This window comes from Sinorhizobium saheli, assembly GCF_001651875.1.
Taxonomy (GTDB): Bacteria; Pseudomonadota; Alphaproteobacteria; order Rhizobiales; family Rhizobiaceae; genus Sinorhizobium; species Sinorhizobium saheli.
Genome location: NZ_LNQB01000071.1, coordinates 1 through 15288, shown reverse-complemented (window position 1 = coordinate 15288; position 15288 = coordinate 1). Strand labels below are relative to the sequence as shown.

Genomic DNA, 15288 nt, shown 5'->3' with positions numbered 1-15288 from the left:
CGGTATTCCGAACAAGGTCAACACCGGAGTACGCGATGAGCGTCGATATCGGCAACCGCCTGCGCCATGTGCGGCTGGCGCACAATCTCTCCCAGCGCGAGCTTGCCAAGCGGGCGGGCGTCACCAACTCCACCATCTCGCTGATCGAATCGAATGCCTCCAACCCTTCGGTCGGGGCGCTCAAGCGCATTCTCGACGGCATTCCGATCGGGCTCGCGGAGTTCTTCTCCTTCGAGCCGGAGAAGCCGCGCAAGGCCTTCTATGCGGCCGACGAGCTGGTCGAAATCGGCAAAGGGCCGATCTCCTATCGCCAGATCGGCGACAATCTCTTCGGCCGCAGCCTGCAGATATTGAAGGAGTGCTACCAGCCGGGCGCCGACACCGGCAAGGTACCGCTCGTGCACGAGGGCGAGGAGGGCGGCATCGTGCTTTCCGGCCGGCTGGAGGTAACCGTCGACGACGAGCGGCGCGTCCTCGGGCCGGGAGACGCCTATTATTTCGAAAGCCGCCGTCCCCACCGCTTCCGCTGCGTCGGGCCGGTCCCCTGCGAGGTGATCAGCGCCTGCACGCCGCCGACGTTTTGACCCTGTTCAATAGGCGCAAAGAGACCCCTCCCCAACCCCTCCCCACAAGGGGGAGGGGCTTTGGCGCCTGCTGCGCCCGACTGCCATTTTCCAAGCTCGAGTTCGTTGAAACGGTCCAAAGTAGAGGGGGAGTGGGTGCGGCAGGTTAAGCCCCTCCCCCTTGTGGGGAGGGGTTGGGGAGGGGCTTTTTTCCGCGACTCTTCCGTCTAACTCACGAAAGCCGCGCGCAGGCGGCGGCGATGCGGGTGAGCGCTTCCGTGAGCTCCGCCTCGGACGTCGCATAGGAGATGCGGAAATAGGGCGAAAGGCCGAAGGCCGAGCCCGGGACGACGGCGACGTGGGCGTCGTCGAGCAGATAGGCGCAGAAGTCCGTATCCGTCTCGATCGTCCTGCCGCCGGGCGTCACCCGGCCGAGCATGCCGGCGCAGCCCGAGAAGGTGTAGAAGGCGCCTTCCGGAACCCGGCAATCGAGGCCGTCGATGGCGTTCAGCCCTTTGACGACGAGATCCCGGCGGCGCTGGAAGCTCGCGGTGCGCTCCTTCAGGAAATCCTGCGGGCCGTTGAGTGCGGCGACCGAGGCTGCCTGGCTCACGGATGACGGGCAGGAGGTCGCCTGGCTCTGGACGACGGCCATCGCCTTGATGAGATCGCGCGGGCCGCCGGCATAGCCGATGCGCCAGCCGGTCATCGCATAGGCCTTGGAGACGCCGTTGACGGTGAGCGTGCGTTCTTTCAGCCGCGGCTCGAGCTCAGCCGGCGTGACGAAGCGGAAGCCGTCATAGACGATGTGCTCGTACATGTCGTCGACGAGCAGCCAGACATGCGGATGCTTCAGCAGCACGTCGAGGAGCGGCCGGTAGTCGATAGCGCCGTAGGCGGCGCCGGACGGGTTCGAGGGGGAATTCAACAGCACCCAGCGCGTCCTCGGCGTGATCGCCGCCTCGAGCTTGTCCGCAGTCAGGCGGAAGCCGGACGAGGCATCGCAGGCGATCAGCACCGGCTTGCCTTCTGCGATCTGGACGATGTCCGAATAGGAGGTCCAGTAGGGCGTCGGGATGATCACCTCGTCGCCGGGATTGATCGACGCCATCATGGCGTTGAACAGGATCTGCTTGGCGCCGGTCGCGACCGTGATCTCGTCGAGCTCGTAGGCGAGGCCGTTCTCGCGCTGGAACTTTTCGCGGATCGCCTTCTTCAGTTCCGGCGTGCCGTCGAGGGCCGTATATTTCGTCTCGCCACGCCAGATCGCTTCCGCAGCGGCTTCCTTGACGTGGTCGGGCGTGTCGAAATCCGGCTCGCCGGCGCCGAGAATGATCACCGGCTTGCCCTCGCGCTTCATCGCGCTGGCGCGGGCGCCGATCTTCAGGATTTCCGAAACGCCGATCGAGGCGATCCGCGAGGCGGGCCGAAAGCCCGCCTCCTTGACCGTTGCATTGATGGTCATGGCCGATCCTATTCGATTATTCGATGCCGCCAATCATTCGATGTCGCCAACTATTCAATGTCGAACGAGACGCCCTGCGCCAGCGGCAGAGCCTTCGAATAGTTCACCGTGTTGGTGGCCCGGCGCATATAGGCCTTCCAGGCGTCGGAGCCGGATTCGCGGCCGCCGCCGGTCTCCTTCTCGCCACCGAAGGCGCCGCCGATTTCCGCGCCCGAGGTGCCGATGTTGACGTTGGCGATGCCGCAATCGGAGCCGTCGGCCGCGAGGAAGCGCTCCGATTCCTGCATGTCGCGGGTGAAGATCGAGGAGGAAAGCCCCGCGGCAACCGCATTGTGCTCGGCGAGCACCGCGTCGAAGTCGCTGTACTTGATGACATAGAGGATCGGCGCGAAGGTCTCTTCCAGCACCGGGCCCTCCTGCTTCGGCATTTCGACGAGCGCCGGCTTGACGTAGAAGCCGTTCTCGTAGCCGAGTTCGACGCGTTCTCCGCCGGTGACCACGCCGCCGTGCCCTTTCGCCTCGGCGATCGCCTTCTGCATGTTGTCGAAGGCGGCCTTGTCGACGAGCGGGCCGACGAGCGCGGTCGTCTCCAGCGGGTTGCCGACGGAGACCGACTGGTAGGCCTTCTTCAGCCGCGGCACGAGCTGGTCATAGACGCTCTCATGGACGAAGAGACGGCGCAGCGTCGTGCAGCGCTGGCCGGCGGTGCCCATGGCGCCGAAGGCGATGGCGCGGAGCGCCATGTCGAGATCGGCGGACGGGCAGACGATGCCGGCATTGTTGCCGCCGAGCTCGAGGATGGCGCGGGCGAAGCGCTTGGCAAGCCGCGGACCGACCTCGCGGCCCATGCGGGTGGAGCCGGTCGCCGAGACCAGCGGCACCTTCGGATGGTCGACGAGGACCTCGCCGATCGCCCGGTCGCCGATCAGCACCTGCGACAGGCCTTCGGGCGCATCGCCGAAGCGGGCGATGGCGCGTTCGAGGATCGCCTGGCAGGCAAGCGCGGTGAGCGGCGTCTTTTCCGACGGCTTCCAGACGACCGCATCGCCGCAGACGAGCGCCAGCGCCGCGTTCCACGACCAGACGGCGACGGGGAAGTTGAAGGCCGAGATGATGCCGACGACGCCGAGCGGGTGCCAGGTCTCCATCATCCGGTGGCCGGGACGCTCGGTGGCGATCGTCAGGCCGTAGAGCTGGCGCGAAAGCCCGACGGCGAAATCGCAGATGTCGATCATCTCCTGTACTTCGCCGAGCCCTTCCGACGGGATCTTGCCGGCCTCGATCGAGACGAGCCGGCCGAGATCGGCCTTGACGGCACGCAGTTCCTCGCCGAGCAGGCGGACGAGCTCGCCGCGCTTCGGCGCCGGCACCAGCCGCCAGGCGCGGAAGGCCGCGTCGGCCTTTTCGATCTTCTCCGCGGCCCCTGCGGCCGAGACGGTCTTCAGGCTGGCGATCTGCTCGCCGGTGACCGGGCTGAAGGACGGCATGGCGCCGCCGGTATAGAGATCGCTCGCGACGCCCAGTTTCTCGAGGAGGACGGCCGCCTCCCTGGCGACGTCGACTTTCTTGGCTGCAATGTTCATGTCATCTGACTCCCATCTTGCTTGGGCGGCCTAGCCGAAGCGCGCGCTGCCGAGCTTTCCCGGCGAGGTGAACGTCTTCAGGCCGGCGGCCATCTCTTTCATTTTTTCCGGTGTGTAGAAATCGTAAACTGCCTGGTTGCGGCGGCCGATCGCGTGTTCCGCGCTGAAGCTGCCGTGATACTGCTCGACCGCGACCGCGAAGACCCATTCGCGCAGCCGCTCATCGAAGGTCGGATCGGCCGCAAGCGGACTGTCCTTCGCGACGACCAGGTTGAAATGGACGCCGCCGTCGCCGATATGGCCGAAGTCGCAGACGGTGACGCCCGGGAACTTCTCCGGCATTTCCGCCTTCATATGGTCGCAGAAGGCCATGATGTCACCCCGGCGGAAGGAAAGATCGAAGGCGATCAGCTTGCCGAGGTGCTTGACCCCTTCCGACAACGCGTGGCGCAGCGCCCAGATCTCGTGGGGCGGGCCGACAAAGGCATCGGCGAGCGGCGCTCCTTCCATCTCCCAGATTTCCGCAAGCACGCTTTCGAGGACCGCGTCGAGCGGCTGCTCGCCCTCGCGCGGCGCGGAGGTGCGGGCGATTTCGGCGAGGATCACGTAGTCGGGGATCCTGCCGCCCTGGAACGGGTTTTTGAGCGACGGCACATGGGCGAAGGCTGCGGCGACCGCATTCCTCGACATGCCCTCGAAGGCCGAGAGATAGGCGCCGAGGCGCTCTTCCATGGCGTTCAGGAGCGGCAGCACGTGCGCTCCGCTCGCCGGCACCAGCAGCGCGGTCGCCGCCTGCTTCGGGACGCGCTCGAGATTGAGGACGCATTCGGTGACGATGCCGAAGGCGCCGGACGTGCCGATGAAGAGCTGCTTCCAGTCGACCCCGGTATTGTTCTTGCGCAGCTCCGAGCCGAGGTCGAGCACCGTGCCCGCCGCGTCGGCGAGCACCACCTTCAGCCCCAGCGTGTTGCGGCGCACGTCACCATATTTCAGGAAGCGCGAGCCGCCCGTGTTGGTGGCGATCATGCCGCCGAGACGCGGGTCGGCGCCAAGGTCGATCGGGAAGAACAGGCCGTGCTCCTCCAGGCGCCGGTTGAGGTCGGACAGGCGAAAGCCCGCATCGATGCGGATCGAACGATTGTCGAGGTCGAGCGCGAATTGCCGGGTCAGCCGGTCGAGGCTCAGCACCACCTCGTCGCCGGAACCGTCCGGCGTCGATCCGGAGACGAGACCGGTATTGCCGGACTGCGGGACGAGGGCGATGCCGTTGCGCACGCAATAGGAGACCGCGGCGGAAACCTCCGCCGTCGTCGCCGGGCGCAGGACGGCGGCGGCGCGGCCGCGGTCGTAGCGCGCGCCCACCTCATAGGCTTCCCTGTCCTCGGGGCGCGTGACGACGCCCTTGTCGCCAAGAAGCCTGGTCAGCGCGTCGATATGGTGCTCGTCAATCATCGTCGGCATGTCATTCCGCTGCTACGGCGGCAGTCAGTGCCCTGAGGCAGCTTTCGATCGATGCCTGCTCGATGCCTGCATAGTGGTCGAATTCGTTGAGCACGGCGACGCCGAGGTCGGCCTCGAAGCGCTTCTGGTTCGGGCTTGCGACGAATTCCTGCTGCGCGCCGTCGCCGAGGTTCGACTGGAAGATACCGGCGGCGCTCACCGGAAGGAAGTCCTCGTAGACGATCGGGTCGAACCGAACAAGGCCGTCGGCGATCAGCGAGTCGATGTCGCGGCGGCCGGGAAGCTTCGTCTGCCGGCCCTTTTCCGTCAGAGAATAGCTGAAATAGCCGAGCCCGGCTCGGCGAATTTCCGCCCAGCTGTCCGGGAAGCCCTGGAAGGCCTCCGCCAGGGCGCCCTCGTATGCCCGGGCGTTGGAGCCGTCCGCGGCGGGGCGCACGACCTTGCGCGATTCCTCGAGCAGGCGGTCGTAGAGGCCGCGGCCCTTCGGCGTCAGCGCCAGGCCGCGCTGCTCGATCTCGCCGAAACGCGCCGTGTGCGAGCCGGCCTTCCAGCCGCCGCCGGCATCGCGGAAGGAAACCGGTTCCTCCAGCGCCTTGAAGGAGGTCTGGCGGAGCAGGATCGGGCATTTGCGGGTCGGCGGCCCTTCGACGACCGCCTTGGGGGCGATGCCGTATTCGGGCATCAGCGCCTGCACCTTGTCGATGTCGAGCGTGCGCGGCGTCAGATGATTGATGTGCGGCCCCTTGAAGGAGACGACGTCGGCGACCAGCCGGTGGGCGTCATGGAGCCGCTCGTACATGTCGGCACCGACACTGGCCTTGTCGTGCCAGCGGAAGGTTTCGAGGACTTCCGCCACGAAGCGGTCGGCATCGGCCTTGGCGAGCCCGCCGTCGCGCTCGGCTTTTCCGGTGAGCTCGATCGCGGCCGGAGTGAAGATGCGCCGCTCCTTGAGGATCGCTTCGGCTTCCGCGCGCAGCCGCTCGTCGGCGATGAGATCGAGCCTCAGCAGCGATGTGAAGACGCGGAAGGGGTTGCGCTTCAGCGCCGCCTCGCCGACGGGGCGGAAGGCGGTCGAATGCACCGGCACGCCGGCGGTCGAAAGATCGTAGTAACCGACCGGATACATCCCCATCACGGCGAAGACGCGGCGCATCGTCGAAAGTTCCGCCGGGGTGCCGAGGCGGATCGCGCCGTGGCGTTCCTCGCTGATGCGGTCGAGCGAATCCGTCGCCTCCAGGCGCTCCTTGAGCGTTGCATCGGCCGAAAGCGTATCGGCATTGACCTTGGCCACCAGTTCCATGAGCGTGCCGTAGGCGGGCACCTCCTCGCGATACATCTGGGACATCGCGGCGGAAAAGGCCGAGCGGATATCGTCGGCCGAAACGAAACTATTCTCTTTCACTGGGGCTCGCCTCGCGCTAAGGGTGAAGGACAAGGTCATTCTTAATTCTGATCATATCGGAAGGTGACGGCCTTGGATCGCGCTGCTTCTGACTATGTTGATGCGAGGCCGGAATGAAGTTGAGCCGCCGACTGGTTCCCGACGTGACGACGCTGCAGGCCTTCGAATGCGCGGCGCGCCACGGCAGCTTCACCCAGGCCGCGGCCGAGCTCAACCTGACGCAAAGCGCCGTCAGCCGCCAGATCAAGGATCTCGAGACGCAGCTCGGCGTGCTGCTCTTCGAGCGCGTGCGCCAGCGGGTCATCCTTTCGGAAGCCGGGCAGAAGTTCCTGCCGGAGGTGCGCCGGCTCTTGAGCCAGACCGAGGAACTGATGGTGCGCGCCATGGCGTCGGCCCGCGCCGACTCGAGCCTGTCGATCGCGTCGCTGCCGACCTTCGGCAGCCGCTGGCTGGTGCCGCGTCTGCCGGATTTCCTGCGCCGCCACCCCGGCACCGTCGTCAACATCGCCTCCCGTTCCGAGCCCTTCGACTTCGAGGAGCAGAATTTCGACCTGGCGATCCATTACGGCCAGCCGGTCTGGGCTCGGGCGACCTGCAGCTATCTCTGCAGCGAGATCATCGTACCGGTTGCGAGCCCTCCCCTTTTCGCGGCGAATCCGGTCGCGACGCCGGAGGATCTCGGCGCCCGGCCGCTGCTCCAGCTCGCGACGAGACCCAAGCTCTGGGCGCAATGGTTCGAGGCAAACGGGATCGACAGCCAGGGCGCCTATCGCGGCAACCGGTTCGACCAATTCTCGATGGTGATCGAGGCGGCGACTGCAGGTCTCGGTTTTGCCCTTTTGCCTCGTTATCTGATCGAGCAGGAACTGACGGCAGGCACGCTGCGGATCGTTCTCGACCGGCCGATGCAGACGGAGAACAGCTATTATCTCGCCATTCCCGAAGGCAAGCTCGAGAACCCGATCAGCCACGCGTTCCGGGAATGGATCACCGAACAGGTCGGCTGATCCGGCGCAGGGGAGCCCGGGCAGAGCGCCTGCGAGGTTTCGGCCTGCCGCAGGATCTTGAAACGCGACATGTTTCCCTGAACGGCTTCGAGCCTCGAGGAACCATGCATCAGGAAGGGGCGAACTTGACCAAGCTATCCGTTGAGCCGAGGGAGCGCCGAGGCATGTCCTGCGTCTCCCGTCCCGCGCCCCGACAATTCGCCGGAAGCAGCGCCGGCAATTCTTGCAACCTGCTGACACTACGGCTAAAAAATGCCATCTTCATGCACCACGCGGCCGTGAAATCCAGCGCGCCGCCGGCTTTGCGATCTCCAAGCCCCAGGTCCCCGTCGGCGCCGGCTTCCGCCGGATCCCGCCTCCCGGGACGATAGGGGCGGAAGGAGGACACATGACCGTGTCCAGGAACGCGCCGGCGACGCATGGGCCTTCAGGGGCGCAGCCACTCCGGCAGAACAACGAAAACCGGATCGACCGATCCCGGCTGGAAACAGAACCCGTACCCATGCTTCAACATACAACGCCGTCCAATTCACCGCGCGAACCGGAAGCGAAGCAGATCGACTATAACGATTCGATCCGCTCGACCTATTTCTCGATCGACGAGCTGCGGGGATGTGGTGCAAGCCTCGCCCAGAACGGCATTTCCGCGCTGCCGGGCTTCTTTTCCTTCGAGTTCCGCGCCCGGCATCGGGAGAACGAGAAGGAAATCCTGCGGGTCTACCGGGCGACGGCGGCCGACGTCGAGGCCGGCGCTTCGATCACCCCTGCGGCCGAATGGCTGCTCGACAACCACCATGTGGTGGAGGAGGCGATCCAGGAGGTCCGGCGCGACTTCCCGCGCCGGTTCTACCGGCAATTGCCGACGATCCAGATCAACAGCACGGTCATCCCGCGCACCATGGCGCTTGCCTGGCTCTATGTCGCCCATACCCACAGCACCGTCTCGCGGGAAAGCATCACCGCCATGGTCGAGGGCTTCCAGGAGCACGAGACCTTCAAGATCGGTGAACTCTGGGCGCTGCCGTCGATCCTGCGCTTCGTTCTCATCGAAAACCTGCGCCGGATCGCCATCCGCGTCGAGCGCTCCCGCGGCATGCGGCGAAAGGCGAACGACGTTGCCGACCAGATCATCCGCCTGGGCGACCCGGAAGGGTGCCGGGCGCTTCTGGCCGAATCCGAGGCGCTGGCCGCCGACAACACCTTCATCGCCCAGCTCCTCTATCGCATGCGCGACGGATCGCAGACCTCGGGCGCGGTGATCGGCTGGATCGAGGAGCAGCTCGAGCGGCGCGGCACCGATGTCGAGGAAGCGCTGGTCGCCGAGCAGAACCGCCTGTCGTCGGGCAATGCGACGATGAGCAACATCATCCGCAGCCTGCGCGAGATCGACGACACCGACTGGGCCGTCTGGTTCGAAAGCGTCAGCAAGATCGATGCGACGCTGCGCGAGGGTTCCGACTACGCCGCCCTCGATTTCGGTTCACGCAACAACTATCGCGACACGATCGAGAAGCTCGCCCGCCGCTCCGGCTACAGCGAGCACGAAGTCACCAAGATCGCCATCGAGATGGTCGAGGAAGCCAAGGCGGCCGCCGCCGTCGAGGCGCCGCTGCAGGAGCCGAATGTCGGCTCCTTCCTCGTCGGCTTGCAGCGCAAGGCGCTGGAGAAGCGGATCGGCTATTCGCCCTCCGTGTTCCAGTACCTCATCCGCTTCGCGCGCAGGCTCGACTGGTTCGCGATCGCCGGGCCCAACATTCTCCTGACGATCCTGGCGATGGTCGCCGTCTACGCCTTCGTGAGCCCGATGGACATTCCGGACGGCGCGATGCTGATCATGCTCCTGCTGTTCGCGCTGCCGGCCTCCGAAGGCGCGATGGGTCTGTTCAACACGCTGATCACGCTGTTCGTCAAACCCTCGCGCCTCGTCGGCTACGAATTCCTCGACGGCATTCCGGAGGATGCGCGCACGCTGGTCGTGGTGCCCTGCCTCATTTCCAAGCGCGACCATGTCGACGAGCTCGTGCGCAATCTCGAGGTCCACTATCTCGCCAATCCGCGCGGCGAGATCTATTTCGCGCTCCTGAGCGACTGGGCCGACAGCAAGTTCGAGGAGACGCCCGCCGACGCGGATGTGCTCGATTATGCCAAGCGCGAAGTGGCGTCGCTCGCCTCCCGCTACGCCTATGACGGCAAGACGCGCTTCTTCCTCCTGCACCGCCGCCGGCTCTACAACGAGTCCGAAGGCGCCTGGATGGGGTGGGAGCGCAAGCGCGGCAAGCTGCACGAGCTGAACCTGCTCCTGCGCGGCGACCGCGACACCTCGTTCCTGCCGGGCGCCAACGTGGTGCCGGAGGGCGTGCAATATGTCATGACGCTCGATTCCGACACGCGCCTGATGCGCGACGCGGTCACCAAGCTCGTCGGCAAGCTCTACCACCCGATCAACCGGCCCGTCGTGAATCCGCGGACCCAGGAGGTGGTGACCGGCTACAGCCTGCTGCAGCCGCGCGTGACGCCCTCCCTGACGACCGGCAGCGAGGCCTCCGCCTTCCAGCGCATCTTCACCATCAATCGCGGCATCGACCCTTACGTCTTCACCGTCTCCGACGTCTACCAGGACATCACCGGCGAAGGCAGCTTCACCGGCAAGGGCCTCTATCATGTCGATGCCTTCGAGGCCGCGCTCAAGGGCCGGATCGAAGAGAATGCGGTGCTGAGCCACGATCTGCTCGAGGGCTCCTATGCGCGCTGCGCGCTGGTGACCGATGTCGAGCTCGTCGAGGACTTCCCGACCCGCTACGAGGTCGAGATGTCGCGCCAGCATCGCTGGGCGCGCGGCGACTGGCAGCTCCTGCCCTATATCTTCAGCCCGGCGAACGGCCTGTCGATGCTCGGCCGCTGGAAGATGTACGACAACCTGCGCCGGTCGCTCATCCCCGTCGCCTGGCTCGCGGCTTCGGTCATGGGCTGGTACTACATGGAACCGGCCGAGGCGCTGATCTGGCAGATCGTGCTGATCTTCAGCCTTTTCGTCGCCCCCACCCTGTCGCTTATCAACGGCATCATGCCGCGGCGCAACGACATCGTCGCGAGGGCTCACCTCCACACCGTCCTGTCCGACATCCGCGCCGCCAACGCGCAGGTGGCGCTCAGGATCGTCTTCATCGCCCACAATGCCGCGATGATGGCGGATGCGATCGTCCGCGCGCTCTACCGCACCTTCGCCAGCCGCAAGCTGATGCTCGAATGGCGCACGGCGGCGCAGGTGCAGAGCGCCGGCCACGGTTCCATCGGCGATTATTTCCGCGCCATGTGGACGGCGCCGGTCCTGTCGGTCGTCTCGCTGGCGCTGGCGGCCATCTCCGACACGGGGCTGCCCTACATCGGCATTCCCTTCGCGCTGATCTGGGCGCTCTCGCCCGCGGTGGCCTGGTTCGTCAGCCAATCGGCCGAGACCGAGGACCAGCTCGCGGTTTCCGACGAGGCGATCGGCGAGATGCGCAAGATCGCCCGCCGGACCTGGCGTTATTTCGAGACCTTCGTCACGGCCGAGCAGAACTTCCTGCCGCCGGACAACTTCCAGGAGACGCCGCAGCCGGTGCTGGCCGAGCGCACCTCGCCGACGAATATCGGCGTCTATCTTCTCTCGGTGATGTCCGCGCGCTCCTTCGGCTGGATCGGCTTTGAAGAGACGATCACGCGGCTCGAACAGACCATCGGCACGATCGACCGCATGCCGAAATATCGCGGCCATCTCTTCAACTGGTATCGCACGCGCGGCCTCGAAACGATGGAGCCGCGTTATGTCTCCTCCGTCGACAGCGGCAACCTTGCGGGCCATCTCATTGCCGTTTCGTCCATGTGCCGGGAATGGGCCGAAGCGCCTTCCGCCCATGTCCAGGGCAATCTCGACGGCATCGGCGATGTCGCCGCCATCCTCGAGGAGGCGCTCGGCGAGCTTCCCGACGACCGCAAGACGGTGCGGCCGCTCCGCCGCCTGATCGAGGAGCGCATCGCCGGCTTCCAGAACGCGCTTGCCGCGGTCAAGCGCGAGCACGAATTCGCGTCCATAAGGGTGATCAACCTAGCCGTGCTGGCGCGCGACATGCACAAGCTCGCGGTCAACCTCGATCATGAGGTGCGCAGCGCGCAGAGTGGCGAAATGGCGAAATGGGCGAGCTCGCTGGTCTCGACCTGCGAGGCGCATATCGCCGACGGCGTCTTCGATCTCGGCGCCATCGAGGCGCTGCGCCAGCGCCTGCTGGTGCTCAAGGAACGGGCCCGCGACATCGCCTTCTCGATGGATTTCGGCTTCCTGTTCCGGCCGGAGCGGCGGCTGCTGTCGATCGGCTACCGCGTGCACGCCAACGAGCTCGACGAGGCCTGCTACGATCTTCTGGCATCCGAGGCGCGCCTGACGAGCCTCTTCGCCATCGCCAAGGGCGATCTGCCGACCGAGCACTGGTACAAGCTCGGCCGTCCGATCGTACCGGTCGGCGCGCGTGGCGCGCTGGTCTCCTGGTCGGGCTCGATGTTCGAATATCTGATGCCTCCGCTCGTCATGCAGGAGCGCCAGGGCGGCATCCTCAACCAGACCAACAATCTGGTGGTGCAGGAGCAGATCAACCACGGCCGGCGCCTCGGAACCCCCTGGGGCATCTCCGAGGCGGCGTTCAACGCCCGCGACCACGAGCTCACCTACCAGTACACGAATTTCGGCGTGCCGACGCTGGGCCTGAAGCGCGGCCTCGGGCAGAATGCGGTCATCGCCCCCTATGCGTCGATCCTCGCCTGCATGTACGACCCGAAATCGGCGCTCGCCAATCTGGCAAAGCTCCGGGAGGTCGGCGCGCTCGGCGCCTATGGTTTCCACGACGCCGTCGACTTCACGCCGACGCGCGTGCCGGAAGGGCAGAAATGCGCCGTGGTGCGCAACTACTACGCCCACCATCACGGCATGTCGATCGCGGCGATCGCCAACGTGGTTTTCACCGGGCAGTTGCGCGAGTGGTTCCATGCCGACCCGGTGATCGAGGCCGCCGAGCTGCTGCTGCAGGAGAAGGCGCCGCGCGACATCCCGGTCATGGCCGCCAAGCGCGAGCCGGAATCGCTCGGAAAGGGCCAGGCCGACCTCTTGCGCCCGGAGGTCCGCATCGTCGAGGAACCGCTGCGGGAAGATCGCGAGACGGTGCTCCTCTCCAACGGTCACTATTCGATCATGCTGACGGCGACCGGCGCCGGCTATGCGCGCTGGAACGGCCAGTCGGTCACCCGCTGGAACCCGGACCCCGTCGAGGACAGGACCGGCACCTTCATCTTCCTGCGCGACACCGTCACGGGAGAGTGGTGGTCGGCCACCGCCGAACCCCGGCGTGCGCCCGGCGAAAAGACCCTCACCCGCTTCGGCGACGACAAGGCCGAATTCGTCAAGACCGTCGGCGACCTGACGAGCGAGGTCGAGTGCATCGTCGCCACCGAGCACGATGCGGAGGGCCGGCGGGTGATCCTCTTGAACACGGGCACGGAAGACCGGTTCATAGAGGTGACCTCCTATGCCGAGCCGGTGCTCGCCTATGACGACGCCGACAGCGCACACCCGGCCTTCTCGAAGATGTTCCTGCGCACCGAGATCAGCCGCCAGGGCGACGTGATCCGCGTCTCGCGCAACAAGCGCGGCCCCGGCGACCCGGACATCGAGGTCGCGCATCTGATCACCGACAATGCCGGCAGCGATCGCCACACCCAGGTGGAAACCGATCGCCGGCGCTTCCTCGGCCAGGGCCGCACGCTCGCGGAGGCGGCCGCCTTCGATCCGGGCGCCACGCTGTCGGGGACCGACGGCTTCACGCTCGACCCGATCATGTCGCTTCGCCGCGTCGTGCGTGTTCCGGCGGGCAAGAAGGTGAGCGTCATCTTCTGGACGATCGCCGCGCCGGACCGGGAGGGGATCGACCGGGCGATCGACCGCTATCGCCATCCGGAGACCTTCAACCACGAGCTCATCCATGCCTGGACCCGCAGCCAGGTGCAGATGCGCCATGTCGGGATCACCTCGCAGGAGGCGGCAAGCTTCCAGATGCTCGGCCGCTATCTGGTCTATCCGGACATGCACCTTCGTGCCGACACGGCGACCGTCAAGGCGGGGCTCGCCTCGCAGTCGGCGCTCTGGCCGCTGGCGATCTCCGGCGACTTCCCGATCTTCTGCCTCAGGATCAACGACGACGGCGATCTCGGCATTGCCCGCGAGGCCCTGCGTGCGCAGGAATACTTGAGGGCGCGCGGCATCACCGCCGATCTGGTGGTCGTCAACGAGCGCGCCTCTTCCTACGCGCAGGACCTGCAGCACACGCTCGATTCCATGTGCGAGAACCTGAGGCTTCGGGGCCTCTCCGACGGTCCGCGCCAGCACATCTTCGCGGTCCGCCGCGACCTGATGGAGCCGGAGACCTGGTCGACGCTGATCGCGGCATCGCGGGCCGTCTTCCACGCCCGCAACGGCACGATCTCCGACCAGATCGCCCGCGCCACGGCGCTCTACGCGACCCCGGCGGAAACGGCGGGGGAAGGTACGTCGATGCTGGTGCCGGTGATCGAGGAGCCGGCCGAGCGCGCCGCCGCCCATGTCGACGGCGAAGGGCTGGAGTTCTGGAACGGCTTCGGCGGCTTCGCCGAGGACGGCCGCGAATATGTCGTGCGGCTGCGCGGCGGCGAGTCGACGCCGCATCCGTGGATCAACGTCATTTCCAACGAGCAGTTCGGCTTCCATATCTCCGCCGAGGGCGCGGCCTTCTCCTGGAGCCGCAATTCGCGCGACTACCAGCTGACGCCCTGGACCAACGATGCGGTCGTTAATCGCCCCGGCGAGGCGATCTTCATCCGCGACATGGCAAGCGGCGCCGTGCTGACGCCCTATGCCGCGCTGTCGCGGCGCAAGTCCGTCGTCTTCGAGGGCCGTCACGGGCTCGGCTATTCACGCTTCTTGAGCACCCAGGACGACTTGCAGATCGAGGCGGCGCATACCGTGCATGCCACACTTCCGGCCAAGCTCGTGCGGCTGACGATCCGCAACCGCGGTTCGTCGGCGCGCAAGCTGCGGGTCTACGGCTATGCCGAATGGGTCCTCGGCAACAATCGCGGCCGCACCGCCCCGTTCGTCGTCAGCGAGTGGGACGAGGCGTCGAAGGCGCTCGTCGCCAGCAATCCCTACAGCATCGATTATGCGGGCCGGTCCGCGTTTTTCGCCATTGACGGCGATGTCACCGGCTATACGGCAAGCCGGCGGGAATTCCTCGGCCGTGCCCAAGGCATTCTCGCGCCGAAGGCGGTGCTCGCCGGCGCCGGACTGGCGGGATCGACCGAGGTGGACGGAGACGCCTGTGCGGCGCTTGTGACCGATCTGACGATCGAGCCGGGCGCGGAGCGGCAGGTCACCTTCTTCCTCGGCGACGCCGACAATGCCGATCAGGTGCAGGCGATCCTCGACGAATTGAGGGCGAACACCTTCGATGCGGCACTGGAAGCGGCGCAGGCATTCTGGACCGAGTTCACCGGCGTGGTGAAGGTCGAGACGCCCGACCGCGCCTTCGACCACATGATCAACCACTGGCTTCCCTACCAGAGCCTCGGCTGCCGGATCATGGCACGCTCGGCCTTCTACCAGGCGAGCGGCGCCTTCGGCTTCCGCGACCAATTGCAGGATACGCTCGCCTTCCTCATCCACCGGCCGGGCTCAGGACTCATTAATCGAGATAGAAGCAGCATGTTGCGGCGATGAGGATAGCTGAGAAGAAGGTGTGGGCGCATCGGT

General features: G+C 66.1%; 6 protein-coding genes and 1 pseudogene. 3 read left to right on the top strand and 4 right to left on the bottom strand.

What is annotated here, in order from left to right; genetic code table 11:
- Positions 1 to 35: 35 nt before the first annotated feature.
- On the top strand, positions 36 to 584 hold the full coding sequence (locus tag ATB98_RS11415; RefSeq protein ID WP_066873643.1) for a cupin domain-containing protein: 549 nt from the start codon (positions 36 to 38) through the stop codon (positions 582 to 584).
- A gap of 211 nt (positions 585 to 795) precedes the next feature.
- Here the strand turns inward: ATB98_RS11415 and ATB98_RS11410 are convergent, their stop codons facing one another.
- Genes ATB98_RS11410 through hglS form a run of 4 tightly spaced genes read right to left on the bottom strand, consistent with a single transcriptional unit; the run spans position 796 to position 6474 of the window.
- A complete protein-coding gene (locus tag ATB98_RS11410) occupies positions 796 to 2028 on the bottom strand; it encodes a pyridoxal phosphate-dependent aminotransferase (protein WP_066873640.1) in 1233 nt (410 codons plus the stop codon).
- Between the two features lie 50 nt (positions 2029 to 2078).
- A complete protein-coding gene (gene amaB, locus ATB98_RS11405) occupies positions 2079 to 3611 on the bottom strand; it encodes an L-piperidine-6-carboxylate dehydrogenase (RefSeq protein ID WP_066873637.1) in 1533 nt (510 codons plus the stop codon).
- 30 nt (positions 3612 to 3641) lie between these two features.
- On the bottom strand, positions 3642 to 5063 hold the full coding sequence (locus tag ATB98_RS11400; RefSeq protein ID WP_066873919.1) for an FAD-binding oxidoreductase: 1422 nt from the start codon (positions 5061 to 5063) through the stop codon (positions 3642 to 3644).
- Between the two features lie 10 nt (positions 5064 to 5073).
- Positions 5074 to 6474 (bottom strand): 2-oxoadipate dioxygenase/decarboxylase HglS, encoded by a 1401-nt coding sequence (hglS, locus tag ATB98_RS11395; protein WP_066873634.1) that lies wholly within the window; start codon positions 6472 to 6474, stop codon positions 5074 to 5076.
- Positions 6475 to 6587: 113 nt separating this feature from the next.
- On the opposite strand from hglS, the gene ATB98_RS11390 reads away from it, so the two are divergent.
- Both ATB98_RS11390 and ndvB read left to right on the top strand, forming a co-directional pair.
- Positions 6588 to 7481, top strand: coding sequence for a LysR family transcriptional regulator (locus ATB98_RS11390; protein WP_066873630.1), 894 nt, complete (start codon positions 6588 to 6590; stop codon positions 7479 to 7481).
- A gap of 502 nt (positions 7482 to 7983) precedes the next feature.
- Positions 7984 to 15207 (top strand): annotated as a pseudogene (gene ndvB / locus ATB98_RS11385) (cyclic beta-(1,2)-glucan synthase); the annotation flags it as partial.
- Between the last annotated feature and the right edge of the window lie 81 nt (positions 15208 to 15288).

Bases quoted from the DNA above. Each gene is read 5' to 3' on its own strand.
- ATB98_RS11415 (WP_066873643.1), top strand. From the start codon at position 36: ATGAGCGTCGATATCGGCAACCGCCTGCGCCATGTGCGGCTGGCGCAC.
- ATB98_RS11410 (WP_066873640.1), bottom strand. From the start codon at position 2,028: ATGACCATCAATGCAACGGTCAAGGAGGCGGGCTTTCGGCCCGCCTCG.
- amaB (WP_066873637.1), bottom strand. From the start codon at position 3,611: ATGAACATTGCAGCCAAGAAAGTCGACGTCGCCAGGGAGGCGGCCGTC.
- ATB98_RS11400 (WP_066873919.1), bottom strand. From the start codon at position 5,063: ATGATTGACGAGCACCATATCGACGCGCTGACCAGGCTTCTTGGCGAC.
- ATB98_RS11390 (WP_066873630.1), top strand. From the start codon at position 6,588: ATGAAGTTGAGCCGCCGACTGGTTCCCGACGTGACGACGCTGCAGGCC.